The 17,816-nt window shown below is 34.8% G+C and carries 7 protein-coding genes; all 7 read right to left on the bottom strand.

Annotated features, from left to right (window positions below):
* Positions 1 to 143: 143 nt before the first annotated feature.
* The 7 genes from HGP29_RS22930 to HGP29_RS22900 all read right to left on the bottom strand — a co-directional run bounded on the left by HGP29_RS22930 (position 144) and on the right by HGP29_RS22900 (position 17,728).
* Entirely contained in the window at positions 144 to 1,478 is a 1,335-nt protein-coding gene (locus HGP29_RS22930) for a sulfatase family protein (RefSeq protein WP_168884787.1), read from the bottom strand.
* Positions 1,478 to 4,654: an InlB B-repeat-containing protein gene (locus HGP29_RS22925; RefSeq protein WP_168884786.1), complete on the bottom strand. Its 3,177-nt coding sequence runs from the start codon at positions 4,652 to 4,654 to the stop codon at positions 1,478 to 1,480. Before HGP29_RS22925 ends, HGP29_RS22930 begins: the two co-directional genes overlap by 1 nt.
* Positions 4,655 to 4,779: 125 nt before the next feature.
* Positions 4,780 to 7,320 (bottom strand): InlB B-repeat-containing protein, encoded by a 2,541-nt coding sequence (locus HGP29_RS22920; protein ID WP_168884785.1) that lies wholly within the window; start codon positions 7,318 to 7,320, stop codon positions 4,780 to 4,782.
* A gap of 117 nt (positions 7,321 to 7,437) precedes the next feature.
* Positions 7,438 to 9,393 (bottom strand): autotransporter outer membrane beta-barrel domain-containing protein, encoded by a 1,956-nt coding sequence (locus tag HGP29_RS22915; protein ID WP_168884784.1) that lies wholly within the window; start codon positions 9,391 to 9,393, stop codon positions 7,438 to 7,440.
* 105 nt (positions 9,394 to 9,498) lie between these two features.
* Positions 9,499 to 13,542 carry a hybrid sensor histidine kinase/response regulator transcription factor gene (locus tag HGP29_RS22910; RefSeq protein ID WP_168884783.1) on the bottom strand — a complete coding sequence of 1,348 codons (4,044 nt, stop codon included), beginning with the start codon at positions 13,540 to 13,542 and terminating at the stop codon, positions 9,499 to 9,501.
* Positions 13,543 to 13,834: 292 nt separating this feature from the next.
* On the bottom strand, positions 13,835 to 15,172 hold the full coding sequence (locus HGP29_RS22905) for a hypothetical protein (protein ID WP_168884782.1): 1,338 nt from the start codon (positions 15,170 to 15,172) through the stop codon (positions 13,835 to 13,837).
* Positions 15,173 to 15,214: 42 nt separating this feature from the next.
* Complete coding sequence (locus HGP29_RS22900; protein WP_168884781.1) at positions 15,215 to 17,728, bottom strand: TonB-dependent receptor plug domain-containing protein; 2,514 nt, start codon at positions 17,726 to 17,728, stop codon at positions 15,215 to 15,217.
* Positions 17,729 to 17,816: the final 88 nt, after the last annotated feature.

Below are 17,816 nucleotides of genomic sequence, written 5' to 3'. Positions count from 1 at the left end.
AATAACTAAAAGTAGATTGTGATTGATTATAGTTCTCCAATAGCACATCATTCTATTATATCAATGATTCATTTTTAACAAAAAAAACCTTGAAAGGATAAAATCCAATCAAGGTATGCTTTGAGTAAAACTATTATTGTAAACTAATCTGTAAGTAGGTTTTGCCAGGATACACCTCCTGAATTGACAATGTGTTTTCTTAGTATCTTATCAAAATTCTTTTTCTTTTTCGGTAGATCTGAAGCAGGAATTGGATGCATCTCTTCTTTATCTTTACTCATGTTATAGAAGACATAAGGTTGGCAAGCTGAATTCTGCATATATTTCCAGCCGTTTTTTTGTACACTGTAGAAGATAGTTCCATCAACACAATCACTACGATTTCCTCTACGGACACCAATATCCACTCGGTCTTCTTTGGCTACTTCTCCGTTTAACAAATAATTTTTCTGATCGATCCCTGATAAATCTTCAACTACTTCAGCACCAATGATCGACGCCATTGTAGGAAAAATATCAGTTACTGACATATACATATCGGTCTTTTGAGGTTTTATATTTTTACCCCATCTAACGATAAAGGGAACCCTTGTACCCCCTTCATACAGATCGCCTTTCTGTCCTTTAAATACTCCGTTGTCTGCACCATGGTTTTCTGCTCCCCCATTATCTGATAAGAACATGATCACAGTGTTATCCAATTGTCCATTCTCTTTAAGTTTCTGAACTACCCTTGCAATTTGATCGTCCATATGTTCTACTAACCCAGCATATTTTGCTCGCTTTTCTGAGATACCTTTCTCTCTGGCTATAACTTTATCATAGTATTCAGCCGGTGGTTGTAAAGGAGAATGTGGTGCAGTATAGGTTAAGAATAAACAGAAAGGTTGGTTGTTTTGATCTAAATATTTTAAAGTCCAATCTGTAAATAGATCTGTACAATGTCCTTCTGGTTCAATTTTTTGATCATTTTTTCTCATCCAATTTTCATTGTATCGGACGTGTTTATAATAGTCCGTCATACCTACTAGCCAACCTTGGAAGAAGTCAAACCCTCTTTCATTGGGTAGGTTTGGTGATGCGTGGCCTAAATGCCATTTCCCAATTAATGCCGTAGTATAATCAGATTGTTCTTTAAAGACATTCATTATGGTTTTGCCTTGTGGAGCAAAAAATCCAAAACTATTAGATTGATTTACTCTTACCACTCCAGGTACTCCTACTAAGTCTGGATATTTACCCGTATACATCGATGCTCTAGATGGAGAACAAACGGAAGATGTCGTATGGAAATTGGTAAATAAAGCTCCTTCACTCGCTAGTTGATCAATGTTAGGTGTTTTAATATCTTTCGCTCCATAACAGGAGAGATCCCCATATCCTAAATCATCTGCCACAATGATCAGAAAATTTGGTTTCTTTTGGGCATATGTACCCCATGACATCATTAAAAAAATGCCTATAAGTAGTGCTTTCATTATTTTTTCTGAATTTTAACCGGTTTGCTTTCCGAAGACTTAATAATATAAATTCCTCTAGGTAATGAGGTTAAGGATAGTACTGTTTTATTCTCTGTCAGTTCTTGTTGATATACCACTTGTCCCGTTAAATTAATAATCTGAATAGACTGTGGTTTTGTAACAAGGATATTCACTTCAGACGTAAATGGATTGGGATAAACATTGATCCATTCATCCGTAGGGTCTAAAGAAGAAATGGTACTCTTTTTAAATGTAGCCGAGATGGAATAGTTGTTCCATACATTCTCAAAGGTATGAGCATATGCAGTTTTATCTGTTTCTAATGTATCAATACTGTTGTCATCTCCTACAAAAACCAGATCAATTTCGTAACCCGGGTCAGGAATAATATCAAAAGTAATATCCTCACCTTCACTCACTTCTCCTAAAAGTGGAGTAATGCTTCCGTTTTCTCCTGCAATAGCTGGAATGATAAAAATAGTAGGTTCATACTCTTTAAACCTAGCTGAAAAACTATAGGATTGCGTTACCGCTTTAAAAGTATATTCTGTAGTAGCTAAAATGGTATCCTGATCCACAAGCAGGTAATCTACTTCATAACCATCATCTGGAACGATCTGAAATGTAAAATCATCATTGTGGAAAACAGTTGATGTACCTGGAGTAATTGTACCGTTATCGGATTGACTTACTTCAATGATATACTCATCTGCTCCAAGGATAGCTTTGTATTCATCATTATGATTAGCAACTACAATTTCTACTGATGATTCTGTTGATAGAAATTCGCCATTTTTTTGCCATTCAATAAAATAATGACCTGCAAGTGTTAACGCTTTGATCTTTACTTTTTCTCCTTCAAGGTATCTACCATTACCGGTCAGTACACCCCAGTCTCTTCTATTGGCTGTCACATTAATCCAATGTTTTTGTAACTCAAAGGGATAAGGTCTCTCCACTTGATCATATTTTGTGTTTATTAAAATAGACCAATTGACTTCTGATGATGCCCAACCTACAAAGTTATCCAAATCACTAAATGCTGAAGTCGACAAACCAAATGTATCCTCTTGTAAATGTGAAGACGTAAGTCCAGTAGTTTCATGATCCCAATACGCATTAGTAACACTCACAACATCTTCTTTGTGTCCATTACCAATTAATCCACCTGAATTTGATGCATTCTCCACACTCCCTACAGCATAAACTTCGTTTACTGATGATCTATTGTAGATTGTACCTACTAAACCCCCAAGGTTTTTCCCGCCTTCAATCACACTTACATCAACGAAAGAGGCCGATTGAGATAAGTGACTTCCTTTATTCAATTCACCAACTGCTCCACCTATTAATCTTTCTGCTTCTACTTTACCTGAAACGACGATATTTTCAATATTTGTACTGTCAGCTTTACCAAGGAGTGCACCTACATATCTATCCCCTTTGAAGTCTACATTTAAGATCTGTAAATTCCTTATTGATGCACTATCTTTACTATAACCGAACAATCCAATATATCTTTCTTGTTCTCTTTGTGATACTAGATCATGAATCTCATAATGTTGTCCATTAAAATGGCCTCTAAATGGTTTGGATTCAGTACCAATTGGGAAAAAACCTAATCCTGCATTCCAATGTTGAGTTTCTTCTGCATAAATATTAGCATCCAATATCACATGACTTCTCCAACGCGTACCTTGTCCAATACCTGTGGTTGTATCTCCTTCTGAAAACCATCTTAGTTCTTCTAATGTTCGAATAACATATGGGCTTTCTGCAGTCCCCTCTCCCTCAGGTAATTGATAGTCAATACTTTTATATTTCACTTCAATAACTATATCTTCGGAAACTCCCGATAATGTGATATATGGTACTGTTCCGATTGAATTTCCATTTAGAAATACTTCCTCAATTTCGTAGGCTGTCTTTGGAGAGATGGGTAATTGTACTGTTTCAAATGAGGTAACCTTTAATGTATCATCTCCGATTACCTTTCCTCTTGGAGAACTTATTTCGGTAATTAGATATTCGGCAGGTTCAAATGATGCTTCAAATACCATATGTTCTTCCACAGTAACGTTAACTTCTGGTTGATCAGAATATACCTCATTGTTGAGTTCCCATTGTACAAATTCTACATTTTGATTGGGAACTGCTTTCAATGAAATCTGCTCTCCAATCGAATAATATCCTTCCCCTTGGACTGCTCCCCAATCTTCATTTTCATTTTTCACTTGAACGAATACACCGCCAATCCATGAAAGATAAGGTCTACTTGTTTCCGAAAAATCACTATTTGTATCCATCTTCCAAATGTTTTCAAAATCAAGATCCAAAAAGCTATCTTCTGTTTTAAATTCTTCCGTTGTTAAACCATAGGAATCTGCAATACCTTCATTAGAGTTTAGTCCTGTAATATCCTTGTCCCAATAACTTTCTTTGATTGACACCAATTTGTCTTCACTACTGGCAAAGTGACCAGCGCCTACTAATGGTCCTACACTTGATGATCCTGTAACATCTGCTGCTACATAAGACTGTGAAATTGATGATTTATTGTATATAACTCCTGCAATACCACCCACATTTTTCTCTCCATCAATTACTGATGTTGCTACAAATGATTGTATATATGATACTTCAGACTTGTTATTGATCTCACCAATAATACCTCCAATACCTCTTTCACCATGTACAGTACCCTTCGCAATGATATGATGAATGATGGTGCTTTCATCAATTTTTCCTGCCAAAGCCCCAATAAACCTTTCTCCTGAAACATTAACATTATTCAGTTGCAAATGATGCACTGTTCCCGATAAAATAACACCAAACAAACCCAAGTATCTAGATGAAGACTGGTCAATACTTAAACTTGAAATTGTATATCCTCTTCCATCAAAAGTTCCTTTGAAAGGCGTTTCTGTTGAACCAATAGGCACAAAGTCCACATTGGTTAAATCAATATCTGCCATTAAAATGTAATGATGTTCAAGTCTATTGAGTACATCATCTGTATCCCCTTCTGCTTTGGAAAGCCATAACAGGTGAGACACATTTTCAATTTGATATGGATTACTTATTGAACCATCTCCTTCCAATGGTTTTTCTTGTGAAAATCCAGTTTGAAAAAAGAAGAGAATACATATGATAAGTATTAAATGCTTAATCATTTTAATTTCTTTGTTAGTTGCTAGGGCAAACAATTCCCTAGTTTTTATTTAAAAGTATGCTTCTATTTTCTACTCTTTGTGATAAAAAATAGAAGCATATGTATTAAAAAGTTTCCTTATTTAGTTTATTCCTTAATGATCTTAAAATTACCAATATTTTCAATGTGGATCACATATATCCCAGAGTTTAACAAACTCATATCTATGGTTTCTTTTGAAAACTGAGTAGTGTTAGAATAAACTATGTTTCCTATTAAATTATAGATGACCACTTTTGTATTTATTGGAACACCTGCTAACGTAATTTTGTCTGATGTTGGGTTAGGTCCCACTTTTACCTTGGCTAATAATGATGGATCTAACGAGGTTGGAAGCTCTTCTTTGATGAAAATCACTTCCAATGAATTTGAAGCACTTACCTCTTTGAAAGTGTAACTTTCCAGACTTCCCATATCCTCACCATTTACAAGTATTTCAGATACTATATAGCCTTCATTTGGAGTAAATACAAAGGTTTGGTTTTGCCCTTCGACTACATACATTGAAGATGGAGTAATTTCACCATTAGTTGGTTCAATAACAGTAATATAATGTACCTTATTATAGATCGCCTCTATACTATGGTTGCTTTCAACATTCTCAAAGGTATAAGTAGTCACACTTCCTTTTGATTCACCGTCTACTTGAACATCAACTAGCATATACCCTTCATTTTCTTCAATGCTATAAGTAATTGATTCCCCTTTAGAAACTTCAGTTGTACCTGGTGTTATGTTACCTCCTTCGTTCTCTATTACTTGAATAGTAAAAAGTACTGCCTCTTCTTTAAAGCTTGCTGTTATCGTATGATCACTCATCACATCAGTAAATGTATATTCATCAATCACACCTTGAGATTCTCCATCCACCAATACTTCACTAATCTCGAAACCTTCGGATGCTTCGATTATAAAGGTCTGATCACTTCCTTCATCTACTACGGTCGTTGATGGAGTAATCGTACCATTGGAAACCTGAACTACTGTTAATGTGTATGTTGGGACAACAACTTCTGTAAAGCTTGCTGTTATCGTATGATCACTCATCACATCAGTAAATGTATATTCGGCGATTACGCCTTGAGATTCTCCATCCACCAAAACCTCACTAATCTCGTAACCTTCTGAAGCTACTATTGTAAAGGTCTGATCGCTTCCTTCATCCACTACTGTAGTTGAAGGAGTGATCGTACCATTGGAAACCTGAACTACTGTTAATGTGTAGGTTGGGACAACAACTTCAGTAAAGCTTGCTGTTATCGTATGATCGCTCATCACATCTGTAAATGTATATTCGGCCATTACGCCTTGAGATTCTCCGTCTACCAATACATCACTAATCTCGTAACCTTCTGAAGCTACTATTGTAAAGATCTGAGAACTACCAGAATCAACAACAGTAGTTGATGGAGTGATCGTTCCATTAGTTCCTTGAGTAACCGTTATTGTATATTTCTTAAGCTCAAAAACAGCCTGATAATCTACATCGTTTGTAATTTCAAATGAATACTCAGCATCTGTAGAAACGATCGTTTCGCCATTTAACCAATGTATAAAGTTATATTCATTTGCAGGTGTAGCAGTTATGGTAGCATTATTTCCTGCATGATAAACACCATCTCCTTCAACACTACCAAATGAATCATCATTTGTTGACAAACTAACTGTTCTTGCACTTAGACGCTGTAAATAAGGTCTGAATTGGTTATCATATGCTGTTAATTTGGCAATTGCCCAAGTGGCATCAAAATCCCAAAGATTAAAGTTATTGGAATCACCAAACTCTGCTGTGGTTAAACCTTTGATATCAGGAAATTTATTTTCAGAATCAGCAATATCGATACCTGAAATTTCTGTATCCCAATATGAGTTTTCGATAACAATGGAAGTTTGTGATAAAGCCACTAATCCTCCTTTGTTAAGGCTAACATTAAAGTTATTGACAGCATATGAGTTTCTTATCACCGATTTATCATAAAATCTTCCTGCAATACCACCCGCTGCTCTATTGTCATTATTCGATGCTTCGCCTGTACCTGTAAGTGTTACAAAAGTAATTGTATTTTCAATCACAGAACTCACATTACCTTCACCAACAACTCCTCCAAAAAACCTTCTTGCTGTAACGTTTCCCGTTAATAAAATATTGGATAATGTACTGGCATCATTTAAATAGCCTGATAAACCACCTACATAACGGTCACCTGTAATATCCATATCAGTCACCTGAAGATTCTTAACTACACCATTCTTGTCTATGTAACCGAAGAGACCTACATAATCTACAATTCTATTGATATATAAATTTGAGATAGTAAAGCCACTCCCATCATAATTACCTTTAAATTTTTTGTTGGTATTACCCATTGGTCTAAAGCCTTCACCTGTATTCCAATTCTTAGTATCTGCAGCATCAATATCGGCAGTCTGTTTATAATATAACTGCCACCTTGAGCCGTCACCCAGACTACTTCCATCTCCACCTTCAGAGATCCATCTTAAATGATCTAAAGATGAAACTAGATAAGGATGATCTACTGTACCATCACCCTCCGTTGGCATTATTTGAGCAGATGATATAGAATAAATGCAAAAAAATAACAGGTAAAAAAGTAGATGTTTTTTCATTTCAAATCAAAATTAGTTGCTGTTCTTGTATTACTTCAAAATTAGAGAGTGTTACCTTTACTTAAGGTGTCATATATTAAAATGAAGGGGTGATATATCTTTAAAAAACAGCCTCAACTATCTCTTATACACCCTTTTTGCTTCATCACCACATTTTATAAGATACCACCCTGAAGTGACTGTATTTAGAGAAACCGTTCTGAAAATATCTTGATCAGTCACAATTATTTTATCAGAAAAGTCTTGACCTTGCATGTTAAATAATTGAATGGGATAATTTTTCTGACTAATAATTTTTATATATCCATCAGTAACTGTTGGGAATACTTCTAAGGATTTATCTAATGAGGTTTGATACTTTAAAAAAGTAGAATAATAGTGTGTCGTTCCATCAAAATCGACTTGCTTCAATCTATAGTAAATATGATCTGCTGTGAAACCATTCAACCTATCTATGTACTCATATTGTAAAGTAGTATTTGAATTTCCGCCACCTTCAAGTTGTTCTATAACTGTCCAATTGATTTTATCTGATGACCTTTCTATTTGGAAATAATCATTATTAATTTCCGTAGCAGTGGCCCATTGTAATACTACATTATCACTATTTGCTTTAGCATTAAAATACAATAATTCCACTGGTAAATCATCGCTGATTCTACTTACACTTCTCATATAAGGACGATCTGCACTATTGTATTTTGTAAGAGTTCCTATCTCCCAATTATTTGTGAAATCAAAACCAGAAAAATTATCTTGGTCATTGAAATCGGCAGTAGTTAATGGTGTTACCTCTGCCTCGTCTTTATCGCTTAAATCAACCCCTGCATCAAAGGTGTCATCATCAAAATAAGTCTTGGTAATAGTACTACTGTTTCCTATTTCACCAACAATACCACCAATAGTTGGCGAACTGACAAGACTTCCACCCAATTCTACCGAAAAGCTGACTACAACTGCATAAGCTCGATCTACCTCTGAATTATAATTTCCACCAACTATGCCTCCGACATAATCTCCCTCATCCAAAACAACAAGATCAGTAATAATGGCATTTACATTTTTGATTTTGCTACTTGTATTGCTATCACCGGTTATACCTCCAATTCTTCTTTTACCAGAAATTTTACCATGTACCATCGATAGTTTTATTTCACTACCATCATTTTTTCCGACTAAGCCACCAACATATTTATCTGTAATTTCTATATCTAGGTTTGATACAATACTATTACTGATTTTTGAACTACTATTATAACCTACAACCCCTCCAGCATATGATTTTGCAGTAATTGTTACATCATCAATATCAACATTGGATAAGTTGGTTTGTGATTCAGCTAACCCTATAATACCTCCAACATTCGAATAACTAGAAGAAAGAGTTAGATCAGAGATATTGAAATTAGTTAGAACTCTATTTCCACTAGAATTCTGATTGTAACCAATGACCCCACCTAAATTTGAAATTCCATCTACTGCTGAATGTTGTACGGATACAGAATTAACGAAAATGTTAGATAAAGTTGATTTAATATTCTGTCCAACTACTCCACCAACATTGCTTTGTCCTTCTACACTACCATTGGAAATACTAATTGATGAAACCTGACTTGAATTCTTTATATAACCAACAATAGCACCTACATGATCTTTTCCAATGATATCAAAATCCGTTAAGTCAATATTGGTGATTTCTGTAGAATACACACTGATATAACCAAAAAGGCCTACATGATCACTATTACCTCTATCGATATGTAAATTTGAGATGGCATATCCATCAGCTGATCCACCATCAAAATACCCTTTAAAAGGGTTTGACTCAGATCCTATTGGTTGAAATCCATTGGTCTCAAACTCTGAGTCATCTGCTTCGATATTAGCCACTACCTTAAAGTATATATCATCACCCCATTCACTTGGATTGTCAGAGACCATCTTCAAATCATCATAATTTGCAATTTCATAAGGGTTCAATGATGTCCCTTCTCCATTGAGTGTGAATTGAGCTAGTAAGGTGTTTATGGTAAGTAAATTCAATAAAAAATAAGTCAGTAATGTATAATTCATAACATCTTCGATTTGTATATCTCAAAGGTGTTATAAATACAATTAAAGAAGAGGGTCGTATATTAAATTCCAGAGGGTGAAATCTCTAAAAACGGCCTTTCAAGCTTACAGTGACTCTTTTACATCTACTTTTCTAAATTTTTTCAGGTATTCTGAAGGAGTAATTTCAAAGATCTTTTTAAAGTTGGTTCTAAAGTATTTCGCATCATTAAAGCCCACTAAAAATTGTATTTCTTTGATCGAGTGGTCCGAGTTTGCGATCAATTCTGCTGCGCGTTGTAGTCTAATTTTTCGAATATAACCTGTAGCAGATTCGTTTTCATATTTCTTTAATCTATTATATAAAGTAGCATACGTTAAACCCATTTTTTTGGCAAACATTTTCGAATCAAACTCTTCTGTAAGTAAATTATCTTCGACCGTTTGTTGTGCCTTTTTTAAGAATTTATCCTTTTCAGGATCTTCTTGTAATTGTTGCACTTCTTTTTTAGCTGCGTAGAATTGTTTTGTTGCCCTTCTTTCCTCTATCAAGTTCATCACTTTAGCTAATAAGAACTCTGTTTTGAAAGGCTTAACGATATAGGCATCGGCACCACTTTCTATCCCTTCCAATTTATCTTCGTCAGTATTTTTTGCCGTAAGAAGTATCACTGGAATATGATTTAAATGAGGGTTTTTCTTAATCTCCTTACATAATTCCAGACCGTTCATTTCGGCCATCATGATATCAGAAATAATAATATCTGGTTGATTTTTTACTACAAACTCATACCCTTCTTTACCGTTTGGTGCTAAAGTGATATTAAATTCCGATTGAAGTTCTTTTTTTAGATAAAGAGCAATATCCATATTGTCTTCTACAATCAATACCTTTGGAAGGTCTTCTGAAACAATGGTAGTTGATTCAATTTTTTCATCTTCCACAGAGACCTCCTCTATCACCTTTTCTTCCTCTTTCATGAAGTAATTTGATAAAGGTAAAGTAATGATAAACTTCGTGCCTTCTCCCTCTTTACTTTCGAAGGTAATCTTACCATAATGGGCTTCAATCAGCCTTTTTACTAAAGACAACCCTAAACCTGTACCTCTATCTGTCTTATTTTGTGTTTGATAAAACTCTTCAAAAATATGTTTTTGCTCTTCCTCTGATATACCATTGCCTGTATCAGAAACAACGATAGTGAAAAATTTATCATCTGATGTTTTTGCTAACTCCACTAAAATATTCCCCCCTTCATCTGTATTTTTAAATGCATTGGAAACCAGATTATAAATTGATTTTTCAATGATGTCTTCATCAATCCAAGCTTCCTGAAAATCCAAATGAGAATGAAAAGCATAGTTTATCTGATTATCTTTTGCCAAGGTATTGAATGAGGACGACACCAATCTGGTAAAATTGACAATATCTCTTTCTTTAAACTGAACCTTATGATTACCCGTTTCTATTTTTCTAAAATCTAATAACTGATCGAACAATACTAAAAGACGGTCTGAATTGCGTTTCATAATATCCAGATACTCTTTCATATGATGAGTGAGGTTACTGTCTTTCAATAATGTTTCTAGAGGACTTGAGATTAACGTTAATGGAGTCCTTAATTCATGAGAAATATTGACGAAGAATCGGATTTTCATTAATGTAAGTTCCTCATTTTTCTCCATTTTGAAACGTTCTAGCTCTAAGGTTTGCTCCAACTTATGTCTATTGATAATCATCCTATTGACTTTATATATGATCAGACCAATAAGGACTAAGTAGATACAGTACGCAAGATCAGTTCTCCACCAAGGCGTTAGTATCGTGATATGTAATTCTTGTGCTTTTTCTTCCCAAATTCCATCACTATTCGCAGCCTTCACTTTAAAAGTATATTCTCCAAATGGTAAATTAGAATAGACCACCCTTTTCCTGGAAGTAGTTATCCACTCTTTATCAAAACCATCCAATTTATACTGATAAGTATTCTTTTCTGCACTACCATAATGCATCGCATTGTAACCAATTTCAATATTGTTTTGAAAATGCTCTAAAGTAATTTCTTTGGTTTCTTCGATGGGTTCAGAGAAAATTAATTGTCCCCCAATGGTATCTCCTTGGTGCACCTCTCTTCCATAAATATAGAACTTGTTGATAATGGTCTCAGGGGTAAATTTATTTGCTTCGATTTTACCGGGAAGAATAAAATTTAGTGCTTGATCCGAAGCAAATACCATTCGGCCATCAGACAGAAGCTTTGCACAGTTTACTCTAAAGTACCCTCCTTCAATTCCATCTTTTGTATTAAAAACCTGAGTTGTTTCTGTTTTAGTATCTAATAAAGTCAACCCATTACCTCCAATCCAAAGATTTGTATTGATAGCATCGTATACTAATGATTGAATCGAGTTAGAAGCCAACCCATCCTCTTTAGTAAAGGTTTTTACGGCTAGTAACTCTAAGGTTTTAGGATCAAATGTTAGCCTAGATAAACCATTTTCAATAGTTCCAACCCATAGTTCTTCTCTCGAAGTTCGCAAAATTTCCCAACAAAATGATGGAGTCATCTGTCCGTTGATGTTGGTGATATTATACTGTTTATAAATCACTTTCTTTCCTTTACGTTTTACTTTCTCAAGACCATCTGGAGTTGATATCCACAAACATTTTTCAAAAGGATCTACATATAGATAATTTACTGTATTACTGATCAAGCGAAATTCTTTTCCTTTTCGCTTATTGTAATTTTTTGTACTTAAAATATCTCCTTTAGGGGAAATTTCGAGCTTCACCAACCCTTTTCTAAAGGTCCCTACATATAGTGCATTATCAAAATATGCAATAGAAGTGATAGTATTAGAAGTGAGAAACTTACCATCTATTTTCTTGAAGTTGACCTTACCTTGTTGTTCTTTTTCCAATGAAATCATAGTGAGTCCACCTCCCCAACTACCAATCCAAAGGTTTCCATAGGGATCTTCAAATAACGACTCGATTCCTCCGTATGTATTTAAACGATAACCAGACTTAGGATCATTTTTGTAAGTGACCACCTTGTTATTGTGGTATTTTAAAAGTGTTCCATTTTTTAGTCCAAACCATATCTGACCACGACTATCTTCGTAAACCACATTGACATTTTCTTTATGTAGTTCATTTAAATGCACCGTTGATAACCCAATAGATTGAAGGTTTGCATAACAACTACCTGAAGTGGTTCCTACCCACAATACATTTGATCTATCAATTAGAATTGTATTGACATTATCATTAATCAAACTGTTGACTACCTGTTTATCACTTTGGAAATGTATATGTTGCTTTGGTTGCTGTACATCAACTTTATAAACCCCTTTTTTTGTTCCTATCCATAGAAAGTCATTCTTAAATAAGATCGATGATATCGCATTGATACTATTAGGTAATGGGAATTGTTCAATCTCAGCTAAGTGATTGGATCGAATTTGAAGAGACAATACTTTATCAAAACAAGCAACGAGAATTGCACTGCCATTCGTTTGAAAACCTCGAATAGTTTCTGTTGTTAAATCGAGTGTACTCTTTAACCTAGAATATTTCTTCTGTTCAATATTAAAAATATAGATTCCATTTCCTCTAGTACCAATAAGAAGCTCATGATCATTTAACTCATAAATATTGGATATTATAATCTTGTTATCTAAAGGTTGGTAATAATTTGCTGTTTCACTTTCTGTGTCTAATATGCCTAGGCCTTTTCTGAGTTCACCAAACCATAACTGATGTTTTCCATCTTCTAGGATGGTAGTTACGTTATGTCCTTTTCCTAAGAAGTGCTCAAATTCATCATTCCCTGTTATATATTTATTTAACCCCGCATCTCTTGTGCCTACCCATATTTCTCCTGATGTAGTCTCATAAATTGTTGAAATTCGATTACTACTCAACCCTTTACTATTCCCTACATTAGAATTAAAGTTTTTTACAGTGAACCCGTCAAATCGATTGAGTCCATTATTAGTACCCAACCAAATGTAACCATGACGATCTTGTAATAAACTAGTAACGTTAATATGTGACAGCCCTTTTTCTGGTGTAAGAGGCCTGAAGTTTAATAATTTATTGGCTTCACAATTATTCGTTAGGATATATAAGAATATAAAACTGAATGTTATAAATAGCTTCTTCATGAACAAAGAAATGGTAGTCATTTAAAAAAGTGGTTCTTTCAAAACCAAAGTAATATTTCATTTATCTCTTCAAATGTAACTCAATTAATTTAATTTATTGAACATGATAGTTCTAATCTTCTTGAATTAGATATATAGTACCCTACACGCTGAATATATGTCCCTCTATAAATTAAAATATGACCTCATTAAAAATAAGTCGAAATTGACGTTTCAGTAAACAAAAATGGCTATCGACAATAATCGATAGCCAAATACATATACTACAATTTACTAATTATAAGACTACTCTTTAGTAATTCTGAGCCCCAATGGGTGCACCCACAATTATTGAGTTAGTCACAGTCAGATGACTATAGTTTGATGCTTTTAATCCGTTTTGAAACTGAGGATCATACAACCCTTCCGATAGATATAAAGGACCTACAGCTGTTACATTTGAAAATACACAGGCAGTCTCAGGAACGGCACTAGAATTTTTTGAGGAAGTCGATTCAAAACATTTAGAACCTGATATATCAGCCGCCAATTCGTTTCTTAATATATAGGCATATTGTACTGATCCAGAAAAGCCTGCATCAGTATCAAAATCATCGTCTAAAGTATTGAAAGCTACTAGATGATGCAGGTTTACAGTTCCACCAAACCACTCATATGCATCATCTCCAGCATAAGATGTGATAATATGGTCTATTTTGGTTTTACTGCCAATACTACCTAAGGTTAATGTATTTATTTCATTACCGGGAGAAAGTGCTATTCCTGAATATTCTATTCTTACAAACCTCAGGATACCCGAATCATCATCAGGATCATTTCCACCATATTGACCATTATTGCCTGTAGCATCAATCCCCTCAATCGTTACATTTTCTCCTTTATTATTGGGGGATTTTCCTAAGAGAACAATGCCTCCCCAATCTCCTCTATCTCTTGCCCCAACCGATGCTGAAGAAGTAAATACAATAGGATTTTCGGGTGTTCCTTCAGCAAAAATTTTAGCACCCCTATTGATGATTAATACACCAGGTTCTGTATTTCCTGTTCTACCTGCCCCAAAAATAACTGTACCCGGATCTATAGTAATACTATATCCTTCTTGAATAAATACTTGTCCAACTAAAAGATATTGATTGTTCGATGTTAGGTGTAGGTTCTCAGCAATATTTCCTGTCAGCTTAATCACTTGAGAGGAATTGTAATTATAGTCTTTTTGGATCGGATCTATTAAAAACCATTCTGAATCTGAATACCACTCTTTGTCTACCGATTTTCCAAAAGCACCAATATGTGACGGGACCTCCATGGATTTAGGCAAATTATTGTCTATCTGAATACCCAAAAAAGTATCAGAAGTTAATACCGCTAACTCCTCTCTATGGCCTTCTTTTCCAAAACTAGTGTTTGAAAATACATCCTCAACTAATAAATCTGATACATTCTCTGTGGTATCATCCATCTGCATATAAGTCAGATCATTTTCCACCATGATAGAGCTTGTTAGCTTTGCAAAACCCGTAATCTCTACCGTAGTGTCACCAAATTGTGGTTCTGAAGGGTCAACATGAAAGGACTCTACTTGACATCCAAATATCAACAAGGATATTAAAAGGTATATATATTTATGCATTCTATTTTTTCTTTTAAAATTATAAGCAACCATCACTAGTGATTAGAATTTCACACTAAGACCAAATGTAAACGAAGGTCCAACTTCTACTTCTCTAATTAGTTTATCTGCACCATTTCCAGGATTTATCTGCCCATCCATATTGGCATCTTCATAGAAAGTCGCTTTCGCATTTAATAAGTTCTGAGCGGTAAAAGAAAAGTCTAACTTATCCGTTACATTTCTTTTTAGTTTGAATCCTAAATGGTGCACAGGCATCAAATACCAAGGGTATGTTTCTTGTCCGTCCCCAACCGTATACAGACTCATGCCTTGTGTATAATACATTAGACTGAAAACTTGTTTTTTCCAGGTATAGCTAAGTGCCATGTTTACTGTATAGGGAGCCTGCCCTTGCAATACTCTGGTGGATGAAGCTTCTTGAGATTCTTCAGATAATGCTACTTGTGAGTATACATACGAAGCATTGGTCATTAATGTAAAATCGTTAAGCCAATGATGTTTATTGGTACTTAATGGTGTGACCCATTGCACTACCACACCATAAACCTGAGCAGATTCTGAATTCTCATAAGTAAACATTGGGCTTTCAGAACGTATACGATAGGCCTTTTCAATCGGGTTATCAAGGTATTTGTAAAATGCAGAGGCTGAAAACCTCATCCCTGATTGAAAAGATTTGGAGTACCCAATTTCAAAATTATGTATCTCCGTATTCTCTAAATCAGGATTTCCAGAGATATCTGTTCGCCACTCAAAATCATAATAGGTAAAAGGTGCAAGTTCTCTAAAAGCAGGACGATTTATGGTCTTGGCATAAGATGCAGTCCAAGCTCCTCCCCAATGGTCTTTTTGTGTGATATTTATATAAGGAAGAATATCTGTTGAATTATTATTTACTTGAACGGTATCACTATTTAGAGTCTGATCAAAAGTTTCTATTCTTACTCCTGTAGACATAAAAGTTGATCTAGAAATTGGTAATTCAACACCAATGTACTCTGCCATAAGCTTACTATTTGCATAGTATGAATCAGAGGGACGAGTACCATCAATCAAATAATATCCATTTGGACCAAAGTTCTCTGGAGAAAAGATACTGCCAATCTCACTAGCTGAAGGATAACGTAACTCGTATGCAGTGTTATCGTCTTGAGCAAAAGATGTCAATCTACTATCAAAACCTCTTTCGGAATATTCTGCATATAGCCCTGCCTTAAATGTGATTTCATTGGTTAACTTTCTTGCAAAATCTGTTCTTGCCGAATATGTGTTTTCTTTTAGTTGTGAAGCATAACGAGAACCTGCATCTGCTTTCGATGAACGAGGAATTAATAAATAAAAATCTCCGGTAGTTCCAATTAATCGTTGTGCTCCAGATACTCGGTAATCTGGTTCATTTCTAGTGGTATGGGAATATCCTAAAGCCCATGTTACTGAGGTCTTTTCATCCACACCAAGTAAGTGTTGACCATTGATTCTACCCATATAAACAGAACTTGTAATATAATCCGTAGCATACATTAACCTTTCATATTGATCATCATATTCTAACCCATGTCTTAGAGAAAACATATTGTTTGCATGATGTAAAAAGTAATTGGATACAGAAATCGTTGATTTAGGGTTAAATTCAAAGTTCCAATTAGAAACCATATTTAGTTGTGTATTCTGTTGATAAATATGGTCGTTATTATAATATTTTGTTCTACTTCCAACAACAGTACCTGATGCATCCGTTTCATAACCAGAATAACCATATCGATCGGAATAAGCCGTTTTAGATGATTTATCGAAGGAAAATCCATTGACTGTAGATACTTTCACTCTACTGCCTCCGAGATCTCTACCCATATAATAGGACATTCCCATATTAGGCAATGCTGTTGTTTTGTTTATTCCCCAAACATTTTCCAATTGAGCAGCTTGAGCAGCAGATTCATTTCTACTCATATTTTGCAATTGATCTGGAGAGGCTATATCATTTGAAAAGTTTCTTTTGTCTACACCAAACCCAAAAAAATCCGCTGCACCTCCATAATTTATCGGTTGATAGAAATCTTGTCCCGTTGTTTGAGGTAGATACCCTAATTTTACTGAAAATGTGTTGAAGTTTTTAGAGACTTTATTTTTTGAATGCATCGCTATTGCAGCTCCACCAAACTCTCCACTAATACCAGCTGCTCCAGTAGTATAAATATCCATTTCTGATATTGCAGAGGATGGAATCATTTTGAAAGAAAATGCTTTGGTACTTGTTTCAGTACTAGGTGCTAGTATTCCATCAAGATAGACCGCATTATACCTTGGAGATAGTCCCCTAAAAGAAAGTTGAGACTTACCATTTAATTGAGCTCCAGGAGTCATCACTAAGGCACCAACAGGACCTCCCAAAGTACCTAATTGTTGTTGATTTAGATGGTAGCCAACCACAATATTGGTAGGTTCTGTAGTTGAAATGGATGCTATTGAATCATTTATAGTTTGAGCAGATAAAGGCCCCCCAAACAATATCATAAAGAACAATGAGCTATTATAAAAACTCTTCAAGTTCATATTTGTATGCAGTTCGTCGTTGTTATTTAATTATCACGACTCAAAAGTACACATTGTTATTTGTATGAATTTGAACTGTTTATTGTCA

It is taken from the genome of Flammeovirga agarivorans, assembly GCF_012641475.1.
Lineage (GTDB): Bacteria > Bacteroidota > Bacteroidia > Cytophagales > Flammeovirgaceae > Flammeovirga > Flammeovirga agarivorans.
The sequence above is the reverse complement of the archived record's forward strand: the minus strand, read 5'-3'. Positions and strand labels throughout refer to the sequence as shown.